The following is a 24694-nucleotide window of genomic DNA, read 5'->3' as shown; positions in this document are numbered from 1 at the left end:
ACCTCTGAATGGGGTAATCTCAAGGACTTAAGCATGAGCAATCGCATGTGGGGCGGCCGGTTTGCGGAAGGACCGGATGCCATCATGGAGGAGATCAATGCCTCCATCGACTATGACCGCAAGCTATATAGGCAGGATATTGCGGGCTCGAAAGCCCATGTGCGCATGCTCGCGGCGCAACAGATTGTCACGGCGGAAGATGCCGCGAAGATCGCTGACGGTCTAGACACGATCCTGTCAGAGATCGAAGAGGGCAAATTCACCTTCTCCCGGGCGCTGGAAGATATTCATATGAATATCGAAGCGCGGCTGGCCGAATTGATCGGGCCGACGGCTGGTCGTCTGCACACCGGTCGTTCGCGTAACGATCAGGTTGCTACCGATTTCCGTCTGTGGGTGCGCGATACGCTCGACACTCTGGACCAGCAGCTGAGCGAGCTGATGCAGGCTCTGGCTGAAAAGGCCGAGATCCATGCTGCCGACGTGATGCCGGGCTTTACCCATCTGCAGTCGGCGCAGCCGGTGACGTTTGGTCATCATTTGCTGGCCTATGTGGAAATGTTCGCCCGCGACCGCTCGCGTGTTCGCGACGCGCGCGCTCGGATGAACGAAAGCCCGCTGGGCGCTGCCGCGTTGGCGGGAACATCCTTCCCGATCGACCGCAAGGCGACTGCCGAGGCGCTTGGTTTCGATCGCCCAACGGCCAATTCACTTGATGCAGTCTCGGATCGCGACTTCGTGATTGAAGCCCTGGCGGCCTCCTCGATCTGCGCGGTGCATCTGTCGCGGTTTGCCGAGGAAATTGTCATTTGGTGTTCCGCCCAGTTCGGTTTCATCAAGCTGTCGGACAAATTCTCGACCGGCTCTTCGATCATGCCGCAGAAGAAGAACCCGGACGCTGCGGAGCTGATCCGTGCCAAGACCGGCCGGATCTTCGGCTCCCTACAGGGGCTTCTGGTGGTCATGAAAGGTCTGCCGCTGGCCTATTCCAAGGACATGCAGGAAGACAAGGAACAGGCTTTTGACGGCCTTTCCAGCATCTCTCTTGCCTTGGCTGCGATGACCGGGATGGTCAAGGATCTGGAGCCGAACACCAAGGTTTTGAAAAAAGCCGCCGGTTCGGGCTACTCCACGGCAACGGATTTGGCCGATTGGCTGGTGCGAGTGCTTGGCATGCCTTTCCGCGATGCGCACCATGTGACGGGCCGGATTGTCGGCATCGCCGTTGAGCGCAATTGCGAGCTGCACAAGGTTCCGCTGGAAGCCATGCAGGAAGTTGATGCGACGATTACCGAGGAAGTCTTCTCGGTGCTGTCCGTCGACAAATCCGTGCGCTCGCGCGTCAGCTACGGCGGCACCGCGCCGGTCAATGTGCGCAAGCAGGCCCGCCGCTGGCTCAAAGAGCTGGCACGGGGCTAAGGCCAAGCAGGAAATTGGAGGACGGCAGACCTGCTGGAGGGTTGCCGTCCCCCGTCTTCCATGCGAGGAAGAATGACAACGCGGCAAACTGCATCACCATGAGGCGATGATTATGGGGCAAGTGTCTGAAACTGTGAGCAAGTCTGTCGAGGGGAGATCCGTTACCCTGGTCAAACGCGGACTTGTCGCCGGCGTTCTCTGCCTGTCCGTGGTTCTGGCCGGTTGTGGCCGCAAGGGATCCCTGGAATCGCCTGCGGCCCCGGCGGCTTATGACGTTGCCCCGGTGGTCCAGACCGAGACGGCCACAGGCTCGCAAGTTGTTCCGGCAGTGCCCGCCACTGAAACGGCCCAGCCCCGCTTCTTTCTCGACTACCTGATCTGATCCGGCTCGAGGCCCTCGGGCACTCGCCGGCGTAAAGCTTTCAAGGACTTATCGTGCACCATTTCCAGTACCGTCAGGGCACCCTTTATGCTGAGGATGTGCCGGTTTCCGAGATCGCCGAGGCGGTCGGGACGCCGTTTTATTGCTATTCAAGCGCCACGCTGGAGCGTCACTACAAAGTGTTCAAGGACGCTTTGCAGGGCATCGATACGCTGGTTTGCTACGCGATGAAGGCGAACTCCAATCAGGCGGTGCTGAAAACCCTCGGCGACCTTGGCGCCGGGATGGATGTGGTGTCTGAAGGCGAATTGCGCCGGGCGCGGGCGGCAGGCGTTCCCGGAGAGCGGATCCTGTTCTCCGGCGTTGGCAAGTCGGAAGCCGAGCAGACCTACGCGCTGCAGGAAGATATTCTTTGTTTCAACGTGGAATCCGAACCGGAGCTGCATCAGCTGTCGCGGGTCGCTTCCGGCCTGGGCAAGGTTGCGCGGGTGTCGCTGCGCATTAATCCGGACGTCGATGCCAAGACACACGCGAAGATCTCCACGGGCAAGGCGGAGAACAAGTTCGGTATTCCGTGGCAGAAGGCCCGTGAGGTCTATGCGGTTGCTGCCAAGCTGCCGGGCATAGAAGTGGCCGGTATTGACATGCACATCGGTTCGCAGATTACGCAGCTGCAGCCTTTTGACGATGCCTTTGCACGGCTGGGCGACCTGATCGCCGACTTGCGCGCCGATGGTCACACGATCGAGCACGTCGATCTGGGGGGCGGCCTGGGAATTCCCTATGTGGCTGACAATAATCCGCCACCGCATCCGGATGCCTATGCGCAAGTGGTCAAGCGCCACGTTGAAAAGCTGGATTGCCGCATCGTCTTCGAGCCGGGTCGTCTGATTGCCGGCAATGCCGGAATTCTGGTGACCAAGGTGGTCTACGTGAAGACTGGCGAGGCGAAGAACTTCGTCATTGTCGATGGCGCGATGAACGACCTTATCCGTCCAACCTTGTATGAGGCCTATCACGAGATCGGCCCGGTGCAGGAGCCGGGTTCTGACGACAAGCGGATTGTCGCCGATGTGGTCGGGCCAGTGTGCGAAACCGGGGATTATCTCGGCCTGGGCCGGGATCTGCCCGAGGTGGCGCCGGGTGATCTTCTGGCAGTCTATTCTGCCGGAGCTTATGGCGCGACCCAGGCGAGCACCTACAACACCCGTTTGCTGGTACCGGAAGTCATGGTCAAGGACGGCAAGTTTGCGGTGATCCGTCCGCGTCAGTCCTATGAAGAGCTGATCGGGCTGGACCAGGTTCCGGACTGGCTGCAGGACTGATCCTGGTCGCGGCTGCACCGGAAAATGGTCTTTGAGAGCTGTTTTTCAGCAGTCTCAAGGGTTCGTGATCAGTTGATGGGTCTTTCCGTTATTTCGACAACTTGCGGTGCTATCGATTTTCCCTCACCCTGCGAGAGCAGGCAGTGATGGAGGATCGGCATTGCAGCACGGCGACAAACCCTCGCATTCCACGGGCCCAGAGACGCCTGGTGTTTCCCAGCGTCTGAATGCCCTGATTAGTCGCAGCCGGCTGGCGCTCTTCCTGGAGCGTCTGGTCCGGGCGGCCTTTTATCCATTTGTCGTCGTTGTCTTGTTCCTCGCTGTCACCCTGTTGGGCGGCTGGGTTGTCGCTCCGTTGTGGTTGCATGTTCTTGGACTTGCGGGCTTTGCTCTGGCCTTTTTGTGGAGCTTGTGCGGGTTTTATGCGCTGCGCTGGCCCAGCCGCGAAGAGGCTCAGCATCGCATTGAAGCAGCCAGCCCCGGCCTGCATCGTCCGCTGACAGCGTTTGAGGACGACCTTGCCATTTCCGGTGAGAGTGCCGAAACGCGGACGCTCTGGCTGCTGCACAAGCGCCGGATGGCGAGCCTGCTTGCCGGGCTCAAGTCTCCCCTGCCGGATCCGCGAAGCTACCGACAAGATCCCTTTGCCTTGCGTGTGGCGGTGGTGATGCTGGTGGTGCTTGGGCTGGTATCGAGCACGGGCATGCGGATGGACAGGCTGGCCTCGACGCTGCGTTTTGGCGCTGATCCCCAGGAGATCGCCAGCCGGCTGGATGCCTGGGTCACGCCTCCGATATACACAAATCTGCCGCCGATCTACCTGACCGGCGAAAGCGCTGCGCTGCGCGATCCGGCTCAGGCACTGACCGTCCCCGAGGGCGCGCGGTTCGTCGTCCGCAGCCAGGGCACGGAAGGGTTTCGTATCGAGGCTGATGACGGCATTCGTCTGGAGGATGTCGACGAGACCGCCGCCCCGGATGCCGTTCTGGAACGCCAGGCAGTGCTGGAACAGACCGGACGGATCGATCTTTATTACAACGACAGCCTGCTGATGGGCTGGCACTTCGAGGTTCTGCCTGACGAGACCCCGGTAATCCGGCTTTCCGGCGAACCGGAGGCGCAGCTGAGTGGCGCGCTGAAGCTTGCCTACACCGTGCAGGACGATTACCGGGTGCTGTCCGCCGAGGCGCGGATTGCAGCACCGGCTGCGCCGATGAGCGGCACGGGCGGGTTGGCCCTGCCACAAGGCGATCCACGGCCTCTGGCAGAGGCACCGCAGTTTCCGTTGTCGCTGCCCTCGGCAGCCGGCACTGATGGGGCGGCCGAAACCATCCGCGACCTGACCTCGCACCCATGGGCGGGCTCTGAAGTCCAGCTGACGCTTCATGCCATGGATGAAGCCGGTCAGGAGGGCGTGTCGCCGACTTATGAGCTGACCTTGCCGCAACGCCGGTTCCGCAAGCCTTTGGCGAAGGCGGTTGTCGAACAGCGCCGCTTGCTGGCGATGGATGCGCGGTCGCAGGATCGGGCGATCATGGCGTTTGATGCCCTGCTTCTGGCGCCCGACAGTTTCAACATGGTGCCGAAAAATTACCTCGGACTTCGATTTGCCTATACGCGGCTCTACCGGGCGAAGTCAGATGAGGAGCTGAAGGAGCTGCTGCCGTTGCTCTGGGATCTGGCGCTGACCATCGAGGATGGGGATCTCTCTCTGGCGGAACGGGCGCTGCGTCAGGCGCAGGAAAACCTTCGCAAGGCGCTGGAGGACGGTGCGAGCGATGAGGAAATTGCCCGGCTGACCGAAGAACTGCGTCAAGCGCTGGATGAATACATGCAGGCACTGGCTGAACAGATGCAGCGCAATCCGCAGGCGATGCAGCCTTTCAGTCCGCAGCAGCAACAAAGCCTCAGTCAGCAGGATCTGTCGGAAATGCTCGACCGGATCGAAGAGCTGGCCCAGACCGGCAGCCGCGATGCGGCGCGGGAGCTTCTGGCGGAAATGCAGCGCATGCTGGAGAACTTGCAGGCCGGGCGGCCGCAGATGATGCCGCAGAACAACATGTCCGGCGAAATGATGGAGATGCTCAACGAACTGGGTGAGATGATCCGCAAACAGCAGGAGCTGATGGATCAAACCCATCAGTTCAACCAGCAGCAACAGCAGCAGGGCCAGCGACAGCCCGGCCAGCAGGGTCAGCAGCAGCCGGGCGGACAAATGACCCAGGAGCAGCTGGCCGAAATGCTCAAGCAGCTGCAGGAGGGTCAGGGCGGCCTGGAGCAGCAACTGCAGCAGCTGATGGAGCAACTGGCTCAGAATGGCATGGGCGAAAGCGGTGAGCTGGGCGAAGCCGGGAAATCCATGGGCGAAGCACAGCAATCCCTCGGTCAGGGCGAAGGCCAGAGCGCGGTTGGTCAGCAGGGCAGCGCGCTGGATGCGCTGCGTCGTGGGGCTCAGGGCATGGCAGAACAGATGATGGGCCAGGGCGAAGGCCCCGGCATGGCGCAGGGTCGCTCACCGCTGGATGAGGATCCACTGGGCCGCCCGCGACGCTCGCAAGGCCCGGACTTCGGCAATCAGGTGAAGGTACCTGATGAAATCGACGTGCAGCGCGCCCGGCGCATTCTTGACGAGCTGCGCAAGCGCTTTGCCGATCCATCGCGGCCGAAGCTGGAGTTGGACTATCTGGAGCGGTTGTTGAAGCGCTATTGACGACGGGTCGAAATGCGCCTTCACATGCGTGGTTCAAGCTTCCGAGATGAGGTCCAGGCGGTTGCTCAACTCGCTGTCGCGTAGAGGCAAAAGCTTGAAGGCGTCTTCGGCCGGAATGGCTCTGCCGAAGTAGAACCCCTGGCCGCAGGCACAGCCGATATTTTGCAGCTGTGTCGCCTGGCCAACGGTTTCGATGCCCTCTGCAGTCATCGGAACACCGAGGCCCTTGCCGAAGGTAATGATCGCCTCGACGACCTTTTTCTGACGCTCGTTTTCGACAAAGCCGGCCAGCAGGCTGCGATCGATCTTGATCCGGTCGAACTGCAGATTGGAGACCTGGGCAAGGTTGGAGTATCCCGTACCGAAATCATCCAGAGCAATTCGGATCCCTGCCGCGTGGATGTCTGCCAGGATGCTGGTCGCTGTAGCAAGATCCTGTATCAGGACGTTTTCCGTGATTTCGATCTCAAGACGGCGGGCGTCGAGGCCGGTCTTGCTCAAGGTCTGAAGCAAGCGGTTGCTTAGTGCCTTGTCCGTCAATTCGGTCGGCGACAAGTTGAAGGAGAGCGTGATGTCTGCCGGCCACTGTGTGGCATCCAGACAGGCGCGTTCAAACAGCCGGTTGGACAGCTCGCCGATCAATCCGATCTCTTCCGCCAGGGGAATGAAGACTGTCGGAGGGATGCTGCCGAGACTGTTGTGTGTCCAGCGCGCTAAAGCCTCAAAGCCCTGGATCCTGCCAGTTCCCAGATCAATCAGCGGTTGGTAATGCGGTACGATCTCATCGTTTTTCAAGGCAGACCGGAAGGCCTCTTCCAGATCGGCTTTTTCTTTCAAGAGCGATAGCATTCCGGATCGGAACTGGGTAAATGGCTCGCCATTCTTCTTGGCGACATACATCGCAATGTCGGCGTAGCGGATCGCTTCTTCCAGGTCACCCGTATCGTCGGGGAAAACGGAGATGCCGATACTGGCATCGATGTGGCGCTGTAGATTGGAGATCTGCATTGGCTGGCACAGCGCCTCATGGATGAAATCTGCCTGCTTGAGCGGGTCTGCGTTGCCTTCCGGCTCGATCAGCATCAGAAACTCGTCACCGCCAAGCCGGATGACCAATGCATCGTCATATAGATCCTTGAGGCGCCTGCCGCATTCGATGAGCAGCTCATCACCACCGGCATGGCCCAACAGATCGTTGACTTTTTTGAAGCCGTCCAGGTCTATCGAATAGACGAAAAATCCCTTGGGATTTTGATGAAGAATGGCTTTGGATTTCTGCTTGGTGAAATTCTGGAGAAAGCGCCGGTTGGGCAAGCGGGTGAGCACATCGTGCTTGGCAATCCAGGAGATGTTGCTTTCGGCGATCTCGCGCCTCTTGATTTCGAGGCGCGCCTGCCGATGCCGCTGCGTGGCGAACAGGAAACCGAAAAGCCCGAGGGTGAGGAGCCCCAGAAAGGCTTCATCCAGCTCCCAGCTTTCGTGGTTCGCAGCAAAATCAACGAAAAGATCGAAGCCATCGATCATGATCATGAACAGCCAGGTTGCGAGCGCGAGCACGCCATAAATGACAGAGTCCCACCCGAGTTTAGGCAATTTCATGGTCAAATTTCCCGGAATTGTACATTTTACTAATGCAGTAATGCTTTGAATGTCTTAATCATATGTAAAGTTAAGTATTAGTCCATACTAATTATTTGTGAGTTCTTTCTGTCTTGAGGCGAGAAAAAAGGCGGGCTCCGAAGTGGAAGGCCCGCCTTTGATGTTGTCTGAGGAACAGCGTGGTTCAGCTTCAGCAAGCGTATCGTCGTTCTTCAACCATTGTGACACCCGCAATGGCGTTGCGCACCATCTTGCGAATGTCCGCCAGGGAGAACGGCTTGGTGATCACCTCATAGACCAACGCATCCAGGCCATTTGCCCGCTCGCGCTGATCGGCGAAGCCGGTCATCAGAACAATGGGCAGGTCCGGATAGTCATGCGCCGACTTCAAGGCGAGAGCGATCCCGTCCATGATCGGCATTTTGATGTCGGACAGAACCAGGTCATAGTGCCCCTGGTTGCGGGTCAACACCTCAAGGGCTTCCCCACCGTCCTCCGTGGCAACGACCGAATGGCCGTCCAATTCCAGCGCTCTCTTGACGAAGCTGCGAACGGCTTCATCATCTTCGGCGAGAAGAATGCGACCCAAGGATCAGACTCCTTCCGTTGTCTCTCCGGCTTCCTGATCGGAAACCACGTAACCGATGAACGGCAATTGCCGCCATGCGTGACCCATGTCCATGCCGTAGCCGACAACGAATTTGTCCGGGCAGGCGAAGCCGGTGTAATCGGCCGCGATTGGTGCGACACGACGTTCCGGTTTGTCCAGCAAGGCCACCACCTGGACGGATTTGGCGGCCCGCTTGAGCAGACGCTCCTTGGCAAAGGCCAGAGTGCGTCCTGATTCAAGGATATCATCGACCAGGAATATATCCCGACCGTTAACGTCACTTTCGACATCGCGTAAAATACGAATATTTTCAGAACTTACGGTTCCTGCCCCATAACTGGACAAATGCAGAAACTCCATTTCTGGTTCCAAACCGACGCGGTGCATGGCGCGTACAAGGTCGGCCGCAAAAATGAAGCTGCCTTTTAGAACTGCGACCACCAGGAGATTTTCCGGGCGGGAAGCCGCGATTTCCCGGGCCAGGGATTCCACCCGGCTGGCAATGGCGCTTTCATCGAAAAGGGTATTGATCTGTGGGGTCATGTCTATTGGCTGGTCTTTGCTAGGCTGCGATCCACGAACCGGACCTGGATGTCGGCGACACCGGAGGGCACTTCGGTCAGGATAGTTCGGAAGCGGGCTTCGTCGAGCGCATTCAATCTTTTTGCGTGAGGCTCAATCGTCCAGGCGTAGATTTCCTGAAGTTCAGCATCCCGCAGTGAGAGGCGGACAGCGGGAACGGTGATGGTTTCCGCCTTAATGTTATGGATGGTGCCCTCTATCACAAGCGCAGGCCGTCCATCCGCTATATCTTTGAAAGTTCGTAAATCCCGGAACTCCAGCCCGCGCAAATTGATCTCAAGGCCTATTGTTTCAAACAAACTGGCAAGATCAGGCGATTTTTTGACGAGTTCATCGCGGATCAGCAGGAAGAACAGGCAAATTACCACTGAGGCGCCGAACAGGGCGACACCGGAGATGCGGCGGAAGTTGCGACGCAAAAGCCAATTGATAATGGCGCCGATGGTGTCCTTGCGGTGTTTGTAGGGATTGACCTTGATCTTGGTCCGGGTTGCCTGGCTCTCGATGTCGGTGGACTTGTTGGACGATGTTTCGCCGTTCTCGTCGAGGTCTTCATCCGGATCTGGCGGAGAGGCAGTGGCCGTCGCGGCTTTTGCGGCAGGCGCAGGGGCCGCTGCGGACTTGATGTCGGGGTTTGCTGCGGCTGGTGGGACATCTTCGGCGCGTGCTTCGGCTTCCTGGTCGCGCGCCCACTCTTCCTCATCGATGTCGGAGGCGTCCGGTTCCGGGGCTTTGGGCGGTGAAACATGCCAGCGGTTTGAGCAGCGGGCGCATTTCACACTTCTCCCTTCACTGCCGAGAGCCTCGGCCTTGATGTCGTAGGAGGTTCCGCAATCCGGACATTTGATCTTCATGTCAGAAGACCCTTTACCTATGTGGTAGAATGGTTTCGAAGCGAAAGCCTGACCGGATGGGCAGCTCACCATGTGATAGCGCTGTGGACCGGTGTCAAAAGCCGAAGGTCCATTAGTCCCCTACAGGACATTTATATGTTTAATGAAGCGTTAATTGGGCGAGAGTAGCTTGCGCGTCCAAGCAAGGAGGATGCGGTGATCCGTTTTGAAAACGTCGGGTTGAGGTATGGCATGGGACCGGAGATCCTGAAGGATCTCTCGTTTCATCTCGAGCCACAGTCCTTTCAGTTCCTCACGGGTCCGTCCGGATCAGGCAAGACAAGCCTGATCCGTCTGCTGTTCATGTCGCTGCGCCAGACCCGTGGGCTGATCCAGGTGTTTGGTCATGATCTGTCGACGCTGGACAAGCAGAAGCTGCCAATGCTTCGCCGCAGGATCGGCGTGGTGTTTCAGGATTTTCGCTTGCTCGATCATCTGACCACCTATGAAAACGTGGGTTTGCCCCTGCGGGTGGCGGGCAAGGAAGAAAGCGAGTACCGCTCGGATGTGATGGAACTGCTGAAGTGGGTCGGCCTGGGTGAGCGCATGCATGTTATGCCGCCGGTGCTCTCCGGTGGGGAAAAACAGCGTGCGGCCATTGCGCGGGCCCTGATCACCCGGCCGGAGGTGCTTCTGGCGGATGAGCCGACAGGAAACGTCGATCCGCCATTGGCGCGCCGTCTTTTGCGGTTGTTTCTGGAGCTGAACAAGCTGGGAACCTCCGTGGTGATCGCCACCCACGATATCGCGCTTCTGGAGCAGGTGGACGCGCGGCGTCTGGTGCTGGCTGATGGACGGCTCTCGGTCTTTGATTAAGTTTGGATGGCAATGACGGAAGACACCAAACCCGAGACGGTTCAGGTTCAGCCGCCTGGCGGCTCGAAGCCGGGCAAGCGGAAGGCTGCTGCGCCGAAAGGGCGCGGGCGGGCGAAGCCAGCGCGGCCTAAAAAGCCACGCAAGAAGGCGACGGCTGCGGCGCGGACAGGCGAAGAGTCAAAGCTGCGTCCGGCAGCCGCCATCGTGCCCCCGCAGTCGGTGACAGGTCGGGCGCTGACGCTGGTGGTTGCGATCATGAGCTTTCTTGCCTGTCTGACGGTCGGTGCCGTGTCGGTGGTCTGGGATGCCGCCGATGATTGGCAAAACGATCTTGTGCGCGAAGTGACCATTCAGATCCGCCCGGTGGACGGTATCGATACCCTGCGGGAAATCGACAAGGCGATTGCCCTGACCCAGGAATTCAACGGTGTTGAATCCGTCCATGCCCTGTCGGACGAGGAAACCCGCAGCCTGCTTCAACCGTGGCTTGGGGACGGGCTGGAGCTGGAAGCCCTGCCGGTGCCGCGGCTCATTCAGGTCAACGTCAATGCTCCGGAAGCGCTGGATCTGGAAGGTCTCAGGCTGTCGTTGACGGAACAGGTGACGGGGGCGAGCCTCGACGACCATTCGATCTGGACGTCGCGGCTGTCGGCGATGGCGGGGGCGGTCGTTGTCGGCGGGGTGGGGATCATGTTGCTGATGCTCGGATCGATGGTTCTCAGCGTGGTTTTCGCCACTCAGGCGGCGATGGCGGGCAACAAGGATGTTGTTTCCGTGTTGCATTTCGTTGGCGCTGAAGACAGTTTCATCGCGCGGGAATTCCAGCGCCACTTCTTGTTGCTCGGTCTGAAGGGCGGCATTTTTGGTGGCGTGACCGCATCCGTCACGTTTTTCCTGCTGGACCTCTTCACGCGGGATGCAGACGGCGGCGCCGGTTCGGACCAGCTGTCAGCGCTTTTTGGAACCGTATCGGTCAGTCTGCCGGGCTATCTCGGCGTGATCGGCGTGGTGTTTCTGGTGGCGGTTCTGACGGCGATCACCTCAGGATTGGCGGTCAAAGCCCATTTGAGGCGAGTGGATTGAGAAGCTTGGCAAACTGCCGCAAGATCGAAGCGTGGTATTTTTCCGGTTCCGGTGGGCGGAACGGGATGCCTGGCATAGGACGAACGCGCCGGTGGGCATGACATTACACAGCCAGACGACAGACACGGAGAAGGCCAATCCGGCTGAAACCCAGGCGCATGAACCGGGGAATGATGCGGTGCAGCCTGCTGCCGGCCCGACAGAGGGTCCGCCTGCGCCGCAGGGGGCGCGCCGCAGGGGGCGAGGTGGCTGGCGGTTCTACACGGCGAGTGCGGTCGTTTGCTTGCTGATCATCGGTCTGACGTGGCATTTCGCACGCTTTACCGAAAGCGTTGTCGGTGCGGTCGCACGTCCCGAGGCGCGGGCCGACGGGGTGGTTGTGCTGACGGGCGGTGCAGAGCGTGTGCAACGCGCTGTCGGACTGTTGGCGGAAGGTCGCGGTCGGCGCTTGCTGATTTCCGGTGTGCATCCGGGCACGACGCGCAAGCAGATCATTTCGCTGACGTCGGCCGACCAGAAGCTTTTTGATTGCTGCGTCGATCTGGACCGCATTGCTCTCAATACAGAGGGCAATGCGGTGGAAACGGCGCAATGGGTGCGCGACAACAGCTATTCCTCCCTGCTGGTCGTGACCAGTGCCTACCATCTGCCGCGGGCACAACTGGAACTGCGGGAAATGCTGCCGGATGTGGAGCTGATCCCCTATCCGGTGTTTGCACAGGACCTTGATCTGAAGCGCTGGTACATGCACGGCGTTACGATCAAACTTCTCCTGCGGGAATATGTGAAGTATACAGTCGCCCGCATCCGGATCGCCTTCCGGACGGTTTTCTAGATCTAAGCTGGGCGATTTCGACCTTGAAGTTTCCGCGCCATCGGACGGGTGGCGGATACTTGCTCATTCTTTTTCAACTGACGGTAGACGCGCCCTTATCATGCTGTTCATACGCTCCTCCCTGTTTCAGATCCTGTTTTACGTCGGCACCTTCCTGATGATGGTTATCTGCTCGCCGGTGCTGGTGTTGCCGCGCAAGTGGGGATGGTGGGTTGTTCCGATGTGGTCACGGATGAACCTGCTGCTGCTGCGCTATATTGTTGGGCTGAAGGTCGAGCTGCGTGGCCGGGAAAACATCCCGAAAGGCAAGACGGGCTATATCGTTGCCTCGAAACATCAGTCGGTCTGGGAGACCTTCGCGTTGATCGGATCGTTCCCGGACCCGACCTTCATTCTGAAGCGCGAGCTGCGCTGGATTCCGATTTTCGGCTGGTACACGGCGAAATTCCGCCAGATACCGATCAACCGGGGCCAGCGGGCGGTCGCTTTGGCGAAAATGATGGAAGATGCGCGCGAGGCCATCGACGAAGGCCGTCAGATCCTGATTTTCCCGGAAGGCACACGCCGGCCGGTCGGTGGCGATCCGAAGTACAAGTTTGGTATCTCCCATCTCTACAAGGATCTGCAGTGTCCGGTGCTGCCTGTGGCGCTGAACGCCGGGCTCTATTGGCCGCGGCAATCCTGGATGCTGTATCCGGGTACGGTCATCGTCGAGTTTTTGCCGCCGCTGCCGCCCGGTCTTGAGCCGACCGAGTTCCATCGGCGTCTGGTCGGGTCCATCGAAGGGTCGTGCAGCCAGTTGTACGAGGATGCACGCAAGGAGCCCAGGCCCTCTCCGTTGCTGTCTCGCGTCTAGGACTTGTCGACACCAGCCTCGCGCAGTTGCGTGGTCAGCCACTCCAGATTGTGATCGCGGATTTTCAACTCAAGCAGATGATTGGCCGTGCTCAGCACATAGTCCGGGTTCGGGCCGGAGCGCCCATGGGCGCCTGAGACGATGTGCAATTGATCTTCAAGCGGCAGAGCGCCGGCATATTGCAGGTGCTTGCGGTCGACCATGTAGGTGAGTGCATCCACAGTGCGGCCGGAGGCGAGTTTTACGCGACGCCAATGCTCCTGATAGACCATCGTCACTTGTTCGCGGGCGCGCAGATACTCGATGGTCGCGTCCCGGTTCTCGCCGGAAACCTCGAAGGCCATGCCGCGGCAGGCTCCACCCCGATCGAGACCGAAGACCAGTCCGGGGCGCTCTTGCGTGCCCCGGTGGACCCAGGAATAGACGCAGAGGGACCTGTGGGCGCCGCGCAGCAGGGCGGGTTCTGCGGAGAGGGTGGCAAATCCGGGGTTCCACATCAGGGACCCGTAGCCAAAAACCCAAAAATTTTCCATGTACCGGCTCGCCTCGCTCGTGTTGCGATCCGCATAACAAGACCATTATGCGGTTTCAATGCGTATCTTCCTCGCTGTATGAAGGCGGCAATCGAAATTCCAGGTGTTCGGCCTACAGGAGATCTGAGTGTCTAGTGTTCCTTACCAACCCCGCCGCCGGTCCTATATTGCTCTCGGCACGGTCGTCTTCGTGGTGATGGCCGGGTGGACAGCCGGCTGGTTTGTCCTGAAGGACCGGTTCGTCAGTGTCCTTGATACAAGCCTCACCCGGCTGTCCGGCCAGGGCTATCGCATCGGCTGTGATGACCGGAGCATTCAGGGCTTTCCGTTCCGCTACGAGGTGAACTGCGGAGATCTCTCGGTGGATGCCGAGCAGGGATGGAGCGTCAGGACGGCGGGCCTGCGCACGGCGGCGCTGATTTACAAGCCGGGGCATGTCATTGGTGAGTTCACGGCGCCGGGCATCATTGAATTGCCGGGCCAGGGCATCTCGGCGAATCTCGACTGGACCATGGCCCACAGCAGTTTTCAGACCGACGGTCAGCGCCTGACCGATCTGGATGTCGAGCTGGTTGATCCCAAGACACTACTCCGCAGCAGGTTCAGTCCCGAGCCGACCGAGTTTTCGGCGTCCAATGCCCAGGCTCACCTGCGCCGCACAGGTGAAGCCAGCCGTGATCTCGACGTGGCTTTTTCTCTTTCGAGTGTTGAGAGTGCACTCTTGCTGCCGTCGCTGCGCGGCTCGGATATTAGCGTTTACGGCCGTCTGATCGGGGGGGCAGATGTCATCGACGGCGCAAGCCTGGCCCAATTGCTCGCCACGTCGCCTGAAGGTGTGCAACTGCAGACAATGGCGCTGCGCGTCAGCCTGGAGAATCTCGACGTCGCAGCTGACGGCGACCTGACCCTGCATCCGGATGGATTGCTGAGCGGCAACATGATGATCAGCAGTGCCAGCCCGGAGCTGCTGCTGCAGCGTCTGGGCGAGATTTCGCCTGACGTGAAGGCGAATGCCGGCCTTCTCAACGGGCTGCTAGCCGGTTTCATGGTCAAGGACGCGGAAAGCGGCGAAAGCCGGGTGGACGTGCCGCTCAGCTTGAGAAGAGGCCGCCTGAGCATCGGCATTCTGCCTCTCGGTCAACTGCCGCCTGTGGTGCTCTAAACGTTCTCGATGGGCCTTGGTGCCGCCTGGAACGGCCTCTAGTTGGCAATCGGGATGATGTAGCTGCGCAATTCGTCGGGCTGGGCAATCTTGTCGTAAAGCGCGATTTCCGGAGCGGTCTTGTCGCGGACCAACCAGCGCAGCTGCAGCCAGCTTCGGCTCTGGCCCTCAATGACCAGACTTTCGATCATCTTGCGGCCGATGCCCTTGTTGCGGTGGTCGGGATGCACGTAGATCTCGTCGATCTGGCCGATGCGCAAGCCGGTAGTCAGGTCGGGCAGATCCATGAAGACAGAAAAGCCGATCAGCTCGTCGCCCTCAAAGGCGCCAAGGACTTCTGCGGTTCTGTCGCTGAGGATGCGTTCTGCATAAAACACGTCGGGGCGGCGCGGTGCTCCGCGTTTCAAGGCTTGTGCGTTTTCCGCAATCAGGGGGGCCAGGTCTTGGGCGTCGTCGGGGCCGAGGACTCTGATCTCGATGGTGCTCATTGCTACTCCGGTGGTTCTCCGGGGCGGCCGGAGGCGGGATGGGGTCGAGGACCCCAGATAACGCTGAAACTCCTGATAAAATCAACAGGCTGCGCACTGCTTCCCAAGGCAGATCCCGTCAATTATACAGGGAACGCTGATGATTTTCCATGAGCTGTCTCCCCACGCAAGGAAGTTCCCCATGGCTGCTGCCGAAAGTGTTGTCGACCAGCGGCTGCGAGCAACGCTCATTGGTCTTTCCGCCGTCTTGATGTGGGCCACGCTCGGGCTTTTCGGCGCGGGTTCCGGTGCTGTTCCGCCGTTCCTCCTCAACGCTTTGTGCTTTGGCCTTTCCGGAGGTCTGGCGCTGATCTATCTGATTGTGCGCGGCCGGCTGCATTTGTTGCGCCAGCCGTGGCGGGTCTGGGCCTTCGGCACCATCGGATTGTTCGGCTTCCACTTTTTCTATTTCACCGCCATCCGCAACGCTCCTCCGGTCGATGCCAATCTGATCAACTACACATGGCCATTGCTGATCGTGGTGTTTTCCGCCTTCTTGCCGGGCGAGCGATTGCGGGCGCACCACGTGGTGGGAACGGTTCTGGGGCTCGCCGGGGCCGCGGTTCTGATTGCCGGGGCGGGCGGGCTCTCCGTGTCGCTGGAAGGCACGGCCTTGCTAGGCTATGGCGCTGCCGTGGCCTCATCTCTGTTCTGGTCGACCTATTCTGTTGTGTCGCGGCGGCTTGAAAATGTGCCGACGGAGGCGGTTGCAGGGTTTTGTCTGGTGACCTCGCTGTTCTCGGCGCTTTGTCATATGGGGCTGGAGCAGACGGTCTGGCCTGCGTCACTCGTCGAGTGGGGCAGCGTTGCCGCCCTCGGGCTGTTTCCAGTCGGGTTGGCGTTCTTCACCTGGGACATCGGGGTCAAGCGGGGCGATATTCAGGTTCTCGGGGCGGCGGCCTATTCGGCGCCTCTGCTGTCCACCTTGTTGTTGATCGCTTTCGGTTTCGGAGCTTTTACCGCCGCTGTGGCCTTTGCCTGCCTGGCTATCACCCTGGGCGCGGTGATCGCCGCCAAGGACATGATTTTTCGCAAGCGCCGGATCTGAAGGGGCCTGAAGCACCTTCACCCAAAGGCGAGCTGGTCAGCGGGTGGGCTGCTGGCTATTTTCAGACGAGACGACAAGGCCTTGAGCCGCCGAGAGGATTGAACGATGACGCAACATCCATTGAAGCCGCGCCGCTCGGCGCTTTACATGCCCGGATCGAATGCACGGGCGCTGGAAAAGGCGAAAAGTCTGGATGTGGATTGTGTGATCTTCGATCTGGAAGATGCCGTGACGCCGGATCAAAAGCCTGCGGCGCGTCAGGCGATCATCGATGCGCTGACGGGCGGTGGCTATGGCGACCGCGAACTGATCATCCGCAGCAATGGCCTCGACACGCCTTACATTGATGAGGACCTGAAGGCGGTGGTTGCCGCCAGACCGCATGCGGTGCTGTTGCCGAAAGTCAACACGCCGGGTGATCTGCAGCGGCTGGCGCACAAGCTGGCGGTTTTGAACGCTCCGACGGACCTGGCGATCTGGGCGATGATGGAAACGCCGCAAGCCATTCTCAACGCTCCGGCGATTGCCGCCTGTGGTCGGGACCCGGAGGTGCGCCTGTCGTGTCTGGTGCTCGGCACCAACGACATTGCCAAGGAAACCCGCGCCGCGCTGAACCCCGGTCGCGCGGTGATGCTGCCCTGGCTGATGACATGTGTGGCGGCCGCGCGCGCCGGCGGCATCGACATTCTGGATGGTGTCTTCAATGCCTTTCAGGATGGGGAAGGTTTTGCGGCGGAATGTGCCCAGGGCGCCGAGATGGGAATGGACGGCAAGACGTTGATCCATCCGAAGCAGATCGAGGCTTGCCACGCGGCATTTTCCCCGTCTGAAGAGGAGGTCGCGTGGGCGCGGCGGATCAACGATCTGTTTGATTTGCCTGAAAATGCCGATAAGGGCGCCATTCAGGTGGACGGAAAGATGGTCGAACGGTTACATGCGGACATGGGGCTGCGGGTCATCGCCATTGCCGATGCCATTGCAGCTCGCGCTTAAAAGGTTTGAAGGCCCATGAAACTTTATCGCTTCATCACCGGACCGGACGACAGCGAGTTCTGTCATCGGGTCACCCAGGCACTGAACAAGGGCTGGGAACTCTCCGGATCGCCGTCCCTGTCGTTTGACGCGGAACGCGGTCGCACTATATGCGGACAGGCTGTGGTCAAGGATGTCGAGGGCGAGGACTACAGCCCGGACATGAAACTCGGCGCTTATTAAGCCGACTTATAAAATGCCGAAAGCCCCGCCTCCGGTCAGGAGTTGCGGGGCTTTTCTGTTTTCAGCTCAGCGCTCGGTCAAATCCGGAACATGTGGTTGTCCCAGGCGATGCCGTTGGCGCGTGACAGGATGTCTGCCGGGCGGGTGACGTCCTCCAGGTAGGTCAGGGCGCCGGTGCCGTCGGAAATCAGGAAGCTGTGGGCGTCGATGGGTGCCACGCCGCACCCGTCCTGAATGTCTTTGGTTGCCAGTAGCTCGCCGGATGTGGCGGACCAGAACAGCACCTTGTTGCCGCGTGGGGCCGAGGTAGCGATAACATCGCCGTCTGCATTGGCAACGACCGAGCCGATGTAGCTCTCCAGACCCGTTGCCAATGTGTCTGGCAGCTGGGTCAGCGTTGGGGCACTGTCGCGCGTCATGCGGGCGACCAGAGGCGGTGCCAGAGCGAGATCGCCCTCAAATTGCCCTCCGACCCAGATCTGGCCTTTGGCGTCCTTGGCCATATGGCGCAGGGAAAGCTGATGCAGGTCTGTGTCAAGTTCGTGGCGGGCCAGCAGGTCGCCGGTCTGCATGTCGAGATAGACCACCGAGGGTTTCATCGTGGCGATGTTGAGTTTCTCGCGGGGGCGGCCCGGATGGGTCTGGATGCCGCCATTGGCGACGACCATGGTCTTGCCGTCGTCCATCAGCAGAAGGTCATGGGGCCCGACACCATGGGTCTCGATCTCGCCGAGACGGCGGATGGTGCGACCGCTGACATCATAAACACCGACGACGCCCCGGACGTTTTCATAGTCGTTCTCGGGTGCGTAGACGAGACGCCCGTCTGGTGAAAAACAGCCGTGGCCATAGAAGTGTCGACCTTCGGCTGCGGCCAGGATCTGCGGTTCGCGAGCCTCAAACGGATCAATCAGCAGTGCAAAGGTGCCGGGACGACGGGCAAAAGCCATGATGCGGCGACGGTCGGGCGAAATCGCCATGCCGTGACCTCTATCCGGCAGACCGACCTTGGCCAGCAGTTGCCCGGCGTCGTCGACGATGGCCAGCGCATACCGTCCGTCCGTCTCGCGTCGGGCGGAAGCAAACAGTGGTGTGTCGAGCAGGGCTGTTTCCAGCAAGGGCGCTGCCGCGGCTGAGGCAGAGAAGCCTTGAAGGGAGAGTGCTGCCATGCCGCCAAGACCGGCGAGCAAGGCGCGGCGGGAAATTTCGGTGCGTGGTGCCTTGTCAGTCATATCAATCTCCATCGAGGGCGTTGAAGCCGCCGGAGAGTTCCATCGCACCAGCCAGGCTCAGGGCGGCGGTGTCGCGCAGAGAGTCGATTGTGATGATCAGCAGCTCGAGCTTCTGATAGGTCTCCGGGTCTTCCATGGAGTGGCGCAAGGGTGTGTCAGCGGCGGACAGAATGTTGCGGGCGTTGCTGAATTCAAAGGCCAGAGACCCGGGCACCCAGCTGAATTCCTTCGGCAGGTCGGGGGTGAAGCCGGCTGCCGTTAAGGCTGCCTCGATCCCGTCCAGCTCCGCCTGCATATAGGCGGTGGCGTCGCCAGAGCGGCTGAACGGCAGACGGTGTGGCCGCGCCTCCTCACGTTTATCGCCGAGAGCAGGCAGCAGATCCTGATCCTTCACCACGATCAAGCCTGTCACCACCGCATTGAAGATCGTTTCGATGGCGTCTTTTGAGGTGCGGACCTGATGGCTGTCGGGATCCGGCGTTTGCAGGGTTGCGGCATAGCCATTCGCATCGGCCCAGTCGCTGGCAATGTCGGCGGCGATGCGCTCGACATTTGCGGCTATGGCCCCGGCATAACCACAGAGGAAATCACTTCCTTCACCGGGGTTGCCGAGAACGACCTTGGCGTCCTTGCTGAAGGCGATCAATTGGAGAGCTGTCAGCCCCTGCAAGGCGACGCTCTTGTCCTTCAGCGTTTCAGCTTGTGTCAGGGTTTCGTCCCGCTTGGCAAATGCACGTCGGATTTGGCGCTGGGCGATGCCGCGCGGGTCGGGCATGAAGGCCAGTGCATCCAGCCGGTTGTCGTCAATCACCGGCCCAAAGCGCAGGAAGGACACGGCGGCAAAGCTGGTTAGGACATCGCGGTAGCTGTCGGCAAAGGCAGCGCGGGTGTCCTCGCCCGGAGCCTTGCAAAGCTGCTCAACGGCGGCGGGAAGTTTGGTGGTTGCAGCGGCAAATGCTTCTGTTCGGGGGCGGATATAGCCGTCGATGCTGTTGGTCACATAGGTCGCGTAGGCCTGCGCCTGAGCGGCAGCAGGCGACGCGGCGGCGGCAACAACAAGCAAGCCGGCCATAAGAAGGGTGCGCATCATAGGGACCTCAGAAATTCGATCAGCGCGAGCCGATCCTGTTTGGACATTTCCACCACGGCATCGCGGGCAGCTTTTGCCTCGCCACCATGCCAAAGAATGGCTTCGAGAAGGTTGCGGGCTCGGCCATCGTGGAGGAAGCGGGTGTGGCCATTGACGGTTTGAGTCAGCCCGATACCCCAAAGCGGCGGGGTTCGCCATTCCCGTCCTGTGGCATCGCCGATGGGGCGATCGTCGGACAGGCCATCGCCCATGTCATGCAGCAGAAGGTCGGAATAGGGCCAGATCAACTGGAACCGGTGAGCGGGATTTTCCGCCTTGCGGCTGGTGACATATTTCGGCCGATGGCACGCCACGCAGCCGGTTTCATAAAACACCTGTTTGCCTTTGAGCACGCTCGCATCGTCAATGTCGCGGCGTGTCGGGACCGCCAGATTGGACGAGTAGAAGGCCACGAGATCCAGTACCGGGTCGGGGGCTTCGCTGGGCCCGAGCCGGGCCTGATCGCCATGGGGCATGTCGCGGCAGCGGGCCTGGGCTTCGGTGCAATCGCCCCAGGGGGCCATGTTGACGGGCGTTGCAATGCCGATATCGCCGGAAAACGCATCGGCGGTCTGCTGACGGATCGTCGGATTGGTGGCCTTCCAACCGAATCGGCCCAGCGTAAGCGCGCCGGTTTCCTTGTTGCGCACCCGGTTGGCCTTGCCGGAAATGCCGTCGCCATCCGCATCGCCGCTGTCTTCCCACGCCAGAATATCGTCCGGGTGAATGGCCTCCAGCAGGCCAAGGCCGGGCATGGGTGGGGTGACACGCGGCGACATCTGCACGTCCGGGTGCATCGGGCCGTCGGAGAGGTTCGTCAACCGGTAGGTCGGTGCCTCCAGCATGATGATCTTGCTATCGGCAAGCTGGACGGGAATCTCACGAGTGTCGATCTGCAGTTGGGCCTCGCCATGCAGGCCCGGCACGGCAAAGCTTTGCAGCTGCTGACCGTAAGTGGGTTCGGGAATAGCCAGAAGCGTCTTGTCGGCAAGTGCTTGTCGGTCGGCGTCATTCTGAGGAGGAATGGAGAGCCGCAGGAACAACGACACAGCGCGATCGCCGGGGAGGGGCGGGCGTCCGCGCCCATCCTTCAGATGGCAGGCCTGACAGGAGCGCGCATTGTAGAGGGGGCCCAGCCCGTCGGAGGCTTGCGTCGAGGAGGGGGACGACGCCCAGAGCTTCTTGAACAGGCCATTGCCGATGCGAAACGTCTGCTCGTCTTCAAACGACAGGTTGGCATTCGGATGGGAAAAGGAATCGCGGTTGACCCGCTTGTGCGGCGTTCCGGCGCCACCGGAATTGCGTTCAAAGCTCTCGGGTCTGGAAAAATCAGTCGTTGGCGCGATGATCTTTTCAACGCGGGCTCGGTCTTCCTGGCTGAGATCGTCCCGGTGCTGCAACGGCTCAGCACGGCCGCCTGTCAGCGGCAGCAGAAGCGCCAGCCAACCAAGTGCGATCATGCGTCCAAGTGGCGTCATGCGATGGGCGGAAACGGAAGAGAGTGCTGAAAAAGGCACGTTTCGTGATCTTCGCAGGGGCTGCCGTTGCCGGATCGTCCGGAGAAAGCAGACTGAATTCGGTCCCGGGGTGGGTCCGCCCGTTAGAACAAACTGCGGGTGGAGTTGCCAAGGGAGAAAAGGCCGGCGTGGCGATCCGTCACGGGGTTCGTGTCCGGGTCGGCCACGCCGGCCTCAAAGGTCTTATTCGAAGACGGAGTTCGGGTTGTCGAGGCTGTCGGAGCCTTCAAACGCGATGTCTTCCAGGCCGAGAGCCTTCACGGCGCGTTCGATCGACTGGGTCTGATCAACCAGTGCATCAACGACAGCCTGAACGACGGCGTTGCCCTCGTCATTGCCTTCGCCGATCATCTGATCGTAGGACTCACCACCTTCGGCGCGGGCCTTCATGGCTTCAGCTGCAGCTAGGGTCGCGTCGAGTTTGGCCTTCAGCTCTTCTGCCAGAGCCGGATCTTTTTCGGCGACCATGTCGGCAACGCTGGCGCCATCGACGTCATTGCCGCCAACGCTGGCGTAGGAGCCGAAGTAGACATTCCGGATGCCGACGATGTCGTTGTAATGCGACGCATGGGTGTTGTCGGAGAAGCAGTCATGCTCTTCTTCCGGGTCATGCAGCATCAGGCCAAGCTTGATGCGTTCGCCTGCCAGCTCGCCGTAGGACAGGGAGCCCATGCCAGTGAGAATGGTGGCCAGACCGCCGGTTTCGCCCTTGGAGGCGAGGTCTTCACGGGCAGCACCGCCTTCGGACCATGCGTCGACCATTTCCTGAAGATCGCTGATCAGCAGTTCGGTTGCGGCCTGCAGGTAGGCGACGCGACGTTCGCAGTTGCCGTTGGTGCAGTTTGCCGGATCGAAGTCGGTTGCGGCACGGTTGCCGGCGCCTGCGTCGGTGCCATTGAGGTCCTGGCCCCAAAGCAGGAACTCGATGGCGTGGTAACCGGTTGCCACGTTGCTTTCAACGCCGCCGGCTTCCTGCAGCTGGTTGGCGAGGAAATCGGCGGTGATGTTGGTGGCATCAATGGTTTCGCCGGCGATTTCCAGCGTCGGGTTGGCAATCACGTTGGCGCTGTAGAAGGCGTTTTCTTCAGATTCTTCACCGTAGGAAACATCGACATAGTCGATCAGGCCTTCGTCGAGCGGCCAGGCGTTTACCTTGCCTTCCCAGTCATCAACAACGGCGTTGCCGAAACGGTAGGCTTCGGTCTGCTGGTAAGGCGCGCGGGATGCGATCCATGCGGCGCGTGCAGCGTCGAGAGTTTCAGCGGTCGGGGTTGCGACGAGAGCTTCGATGGCGCTCTGCAGAGACTTCGCAGTCTCCAGGGAATCCGTGTAACCGGCCTGGGCGACATCGCCGTAAGTATCGAGAACTTCAGCCGGAGTGGCAGCAAGTGCCGGGAGGGAGAAGAGGGCGGTGGCGCCCAGAAGAGCATATTTTACAGTTTTCATTGGGTCGTTTCCTCTAGCGGAGTGTCCGGACAACTGGACGACAGGAGAACGGTCATGTGGCCAAACCACGTAATGATCTTGGTTTTCAAGGGGAGCTCTGATCGTTGTGCAAACGATCGCGGCCGTGGTGGCCCGATTGGCCTTCAGACCGGTTTGCACGTGATCCCCCCTGCGGACATTAAAGCGCCCTTGCGGCACGAATTAAATACCTTAGTCTTTAAGTCAAGTAATAAATGCCGATATTTCAATAGTTTAGAATCATTCGAAAGCATGGACATGCGGGGTTGGAAGCGGGCAAGGAACCCCGCTGCATCTGCAAGCGTTTGATCAATCAGGCGCATTGCCGTTGGCGTCGCAAGACACTAGGTTTATGCGATGAGGTTTGGTGAAGTGCGCCATCGCCAGCGTTTGTCAGGAAGGACCCTATGCTCAACGCTCTGAAACAATTCATCCGCGAGATCACCGTCGGCGAAGAACGCAAGGCCGGTCTTGCTGAGGATGAGACCCGGCTTGCTGCTGCGGCCCTGCTTTTCCACCTGGTGGATGTCGATGGCGTCGTTGACGACAACGAGAGCAACACGCTGCGGGAGATCCTGAAGTCGCACTACGGGCTCTCCGAGGCGGAAACGACGAAGCTGATCGATGCCGCCAAGCAGCGTGATCAGGAAGCCGTCGACCTGTACGGCTTTACCTCCGTTTTGAAGCGCAGCACGGATGAGGCCGAGCGCCTGGCGATTGTCGAAATGATGTGGCAGATCGTTTATGCGGACGGTTATGTCCACGAGTTCGAAGACAACACGATCTGGCGGGTGGCCGAGTTGCTGGGCATTTCCTCACGGGATCGTATGCTGTTGCGCCAGAAGGTCGCCGACAGTCTGGGTCTTGAAGGCACGCAAAACGAAGACAACGCCAATTGATTTTGAAGGCTGGTACAGGTTTGGCGACGATTTTCTGTTTCTCACGGCGCAGCGCCGGAAGTAGGCCTCTCGACGGGCGATTTTATTGCGGTAGACTGGCTTCATGAGACACGAGCACTTCCTTTCCGACCAGCCGCGTATCCTTGTCATTCTGCATCAGGAAAACTCCTCTGCCGGTCGGGTCGGACAGGCTTTGCAGGCGCGTGGTTTTCATCTGGATATTCGCAAGCCGCGCTTTGGTGATCCACTACCGGACACGATGGATAATCACGCCGGGGCCGTGATTTTCGGCGGGCCGATGAGTGCCAATGATCCGGATGGCTTCCTGCGCAAGGAAATCGACTGGATCAAGGTGCCTTTGCGTGAGGAAAAGCCGTTTCTCGGCATTTGTCTGGGCGCGCAGATGATGGCCAAGCAGCTGGGCGGCAAGGTCGCTGCGGCGGACGATGGTCATGTTGAGATCGGCTATTATCCGATTGTCCCGACGCAAGCCGGCAAGGACCTGATGGACTGGCCGAAAAAGGTCTATCAGTGGCATAACGAGGGGTTTTCCCTGCCCGACGGCGCGACGCTTCTGGCAGGCGGACCAACCTATCCGAATCAGGCCATCCGCTACGGCAAAAATGCTTTCGGAATACAATTTCATCCGGAGCTGACCCATTCCATGATGGTGCGCTGGACGACCAGGGGCGCACCGCGCATGGCGCAGCCGGGCGCACAGCAGCGCCATGACCATTTTGCCGGTCGGTTTGTCTATGATGGCTCGGTGCGAAGCTGGCTAAATTCTTTTCTGGATCTTTGGATCGGTCAGAGTTCAGCCGTACCTCAGGGTAGATAATTCGCTGGCTAAGCTCTGGC

At 60.0% G+C, this 24694-nt stretch carries 24 protein-coding genes; 14 read left to right on the top strand and 10 right to left on the bottom strand.

Annotated features, from left to right (window positions below):
• Window positions 1-33: 33 nt before the first annotated feature.
• From argH to J0X15_RS17860, 4 genes are all read left to right on the top strand, one after another.
• Complete coding sequence (argH, locus tag J0X15_RS17875; RefSeq protein ID WP_206943755.1) at window positions 34-1419, top strand: argininosuccinate lyase; 1386 nt, start codon at window positions 34-36, stop codon at window positions 1417-1419.
• A gap of 112 nt (window positions 1420-1531) precedes the next feature.
• Window positions 1532-1801: a lipoprotein gene (locus tag J0X15_RS17870; RefSeq protein ID WP_206943753.1), complete on the top strand. Its 270-nt coding sequence runs from the start codon at window positions 1532-1534 to the stop codon at window positions 1799-1801.
• A gap of 53 nt (window positions 1802-1854) precedes the next feature.
• Entirely contained in the window at window positions 1855-3126 is a 1272-nt protein-coding gene (lysA, locus tag J0X15_RS17865) for a diaminopimelate decarboxylase (protein ID WP_206943751.1), read from the top strand.
• A 160-nt stretch (window positions 3127-3286) separates the two neighbouring features.
• Window positions 3287-5836 (top strand): TIGR02302 family protein, encoded by a 2550-nt coding sequence (locus J0X15_RS17860; RefSeq protein ID WP_206943749.1) that lies wholly within the window; start codon window positions 3287-3289, stop codon window positions 5834-5836.
• Between the two features lie 33 nt (window positions 5837-5869).
• On the opposite strand, the gene J0X15_RS17855 is transcribed toward J0X15_RS17860, so the two are convergent.
• From J0X15_RS17855 to J0X15_RS17840, 4 genes are all read right to left on the bottom strand, one after another.
• Entirely contained in the window at window positions 5870-7435 is a 1566-nt protein-coding gene (locus tag J0X15_RS17855) for a putative bifunctional diguanylate cyclase/phosphodiesterase (protein ID WP_206943747.1), read from the bottom strand.
• 190 nt (window positions 7436-7625) lie between these two features.
• Window positions 7626-8024 (bottom strand): response regulator, encoded by a 399-nt coding sequence (locus J0X15_RS17850; RefSeq protein ID WP_206943745.1) that lies wholly within the window; start codon window positions 8022-8024, stop codon window positions 7626-7628.
• 3 nt (window positions 8025-8027) lie between these two features.
• Entirely contained in the window at window positions 8028-8588 is a 561-nt protein-coding gene (gene hpt, locus J0X15_RS17845) for a hypoxanthine phosphoribosyltransferase (RefSeq protein WP_206943743.1), read from the bottom strand.
• Window positions 8589-8590: 2 nt separating this feature from the next.
• Window positions 8591-9481: an MJ0042-type zinc finger domain-containing protein gene (locus tag J0X15_RS17840; protein ID WP_206943741.1), complete on the bottom strand. Its 891-nt coding sequence runs from the start codon at window positions 9479-9481 to the stop codon at window positions 8591-8593.
• Between the two features lie 195 nt (window positions 9482-9676).
• On the opposite strand from J0X15_RS17840, the gene ftsE reads away from it, so the two are divergent.
• The 4 genes from ftsE to J0X15_RS17820 all read left to right on the top strand — a co-directional run bounded on the left by ftsE (window position 9677) and on the right by J0X15_RS17820 (window position 13110).
• On the top strand, window positions 9677-10336 hold the full coding sequence (gene ftsE, locus J0X15_RS17835; protein ID WP_206943739.1) for a cell division ATP-binding protein FtsE: 660 nt from the start codon (window positions 9677-9679) through the stop codon (window positions 10334-10336).
• Between the two features lie 12 nt (window positions 10337-10348).
• Entirely contained in the window at window positions 10349-11419 is a 1071-nt protein-coding gene (locus tag J0X15_RS17830) for a cell division protein FtsX (protein ID WP_209015442.1), read from the top strand.
• Window positions 11420-11516: 97 nt separating this feature from the next.
• Window positions 11517-12254 (top strand): YdcF family protein, encoded by a 738-nt coding sequence (locus J0X15_RS17825; RefSeq protein ID WP_206943737.1) that lies wholly within the window; start codon window positions 11517-11519, stop codon window positions 12252-12254.
• Between the two features lie 100 nt (window positions 12255-12354).
• A complete protein-coding gene (locus J0X15_RS17820; RefSeq protein WP_206943735.1) occupies window positions 12355-13110 on the top strand; it encodes a lysophospholipid acyltransferase family protein in 756 nt (251 codons plus the stop codon).
• Here the strand turns inward: J0X15_RS17820 and J0X15_RS17815 are convergent.
• Window positions 13107-13643: a gamma-glutamylcyclotransferase gene (locus tag J0X15_RS17815; RefSeq protein ID WP_206943733.1), complete on the bottom strand. Its 537-nt coding sequence runs from the start codon at window positions 13641-13643 to the stop codon at window positions 13107-13109. The genes J0X15_RS17820 and J0X15_RS17815 overlap by 4 nt on opposite strands.
• A 127-nt stretch (window positions 13644-13770) precedes the next feature.
• Between J0X15_RS17815 and J0X15_RS17810 the strand changes: the two genes are divergently transcribed.
• Complete coding sequence (locus tag J0X15_RS17810) at window positions 13771-14805, top strand: DUF2125 domain-containing protein (RefSeq protein ID WP_206943731.1); 1035 nt, start codon at window positions 13771-13773, stop codon at window positions 14803-14805.
• A gap of 38 nt (window positions 14806-14843) precedes the next feature.
• Here the strand turns inward: J0X15_RS17810 and J0X15_RS17805 are convergent, their stop codons facing one another.
• Window positions 14844-15293 carry a GNAT family N-acetyltransferase gene (locus J0X15_RS17805; protein ID WP_206943729.1) on the bottom strand — a complete coding sequence of 150 codons (450 nt, stop codon included), beginning with the start codon at window positions 15291-15293 and terminating at the stop codon, window positions 14844-14846.
• Between the two features lie 181 nt (window positions 15294-15474).
• Here J0X15_RS17805 and yddG point away from each other — a divergent pair, with 181 nt between their 5' ends.
• From yddG to J0X15_RS17790, 3 genes are all read left to right on the top strand, one after another.
• Window positions 15475-16380, top strand: coding sequence for an aromatic amino acid exporter YddG (gene yddG, locus J0X15_RS17800; RefSeq protein ID WP_206943726.1), 906 nt, complete (start codon window positions 15475-15477; stop codon window positions 16378-16380).
• 105 nt (window positions 16381-16485) lie between these two features.
• A complete protein-coding gene (locus J0X15_RS17795; protein ID WP_206943724.1) occupies window positions 16486-17373 on the top strand; it encodes an HpcH/HpaI aldolase/citrate lyase family protein in 888 nt (295 codons plus the stop codon).
• Window positions 17374-17388: 15 nt separating this feature from the next.
• Window positions 17389-17595 carry a DUF1737 domain-containing protein gene (locus J0X15_RS17790; protein WP_206943722.1) on the top strand — a complete coding sequence of 69 codons (207 nt, stop codon included), beginning with the start codon at window positions 17389-17391 and terminating at the stop codon, window positions 17593-17595.
• Window positions 17596-17672: 77 nt separating this feature from the next.
• Here the strand turns inward: J0X15_RS17790 and J0X15_RS17785 are convergent, their stop codons facing one another.
• The 4 genes from J0X15_RS17785 to J0X15_RS17770 all read right to left on the bottom strand — a co-directional run bounded on the left by J0X15_RS17785 (window position 17673) and on the right by J0X15_RS17770 (window position 22919).
• Window positions 17673-18827: a DUF1513 domain-containing protein gene (locus tag J0X15_RS17785; RefSeq protein ID WP_206943720.1), complete on the bottom strand. Its 1155-nt coding sequence runs from the start codon at window positions 18825-18827 to the stop codon at window positions 17673-17675.
• Between the two features lies 1 nt (window position 18828).
• Complete coding sequence (locus J0X15_RS17780) at window positions 18829-19917, bottom strand: imelysin family protein (RefSeq protein ID WP_206943718.1); 1089 nt, start codon at window positions 19915-19917, stop codon at window positions 18829-18831.
• Window positions 19914-21416: a di-heme oxidoreductase family protein gene (locus J0X15_RS17775; protein ID WP_231710492.1), complete on the bottom strand. Its 1503-nt coding sequence runs from the start codon at window positions 21414-21416 to the stop codon at window positions 19914-19916. The genes J0X15_RS17780 and J0X15_RS17775 overlap by 4 nt, the downstream gene beginning before the upstream one ends.
• A gap of 240 nt (window positions 21417-21656) precedes the next feature.
• Window positions 21657-22919: an imelysin family protein gene (locus tag J0X15_RS17770; protein WP_206943716.1), complete on the bottom strand. Its 1263-nt coding sequence runs from the start codon at window positions 22917-22919 to the stop codon at window positions 21657-21659.
• Between the two features lie 425 nt (window positions 22920-23344).
• Between J0X15_RS17770 and J0X15_RS17765 the strand changes: the two genes are divergently transcribed.
• Together J0X15_RS17765 and J0X15_RS17760 are read left to right on the top strand one after the other, a co-directional pair.
• Window positions 23345-23836 (top strand): tellurite resistance TerB family protein, encoded by a 492-nt coding sequence (locus tag J0X15_RS17765; RefSeq protein ID WP_206943714.1) that lies wholly within the window; start codon window positions 23345-23347, stop codon window positions 23834-23836.
• 103 nt (window positions 23837-23939) lie between these two features.
• Window positions 23940-24674 carry a glutamine amidotransferase gene (locus J0X15_RS17760; RefSeq protein ID WP_206943712.1) on the top strand — a complete coding sequence of 245 codons (735 nt, stop codon included), beginning with the start codon at window positions 23940-23942 and terminating at the stop codon, window positions 24672-24674.
• The last annotated feature ends 20 nt before the right edge of the window (window positions 24675-24694 follow it).

The sequence above is a fragment of the Roseibium limicola genome, from assembly GCF_017313085.1.
Taxonomy (GTDB): Bacteria; Pseudomonadota; Alphaproteobacteria; order Rhizobiales; family Stappiaceae; genus Roseibium; species Roseibium limicola.
The sequence above is the reverse complement of the archived record's forward strand: the minus strand, read 5'-3'. Positions and strand labels throughout refer to the sequence as shown.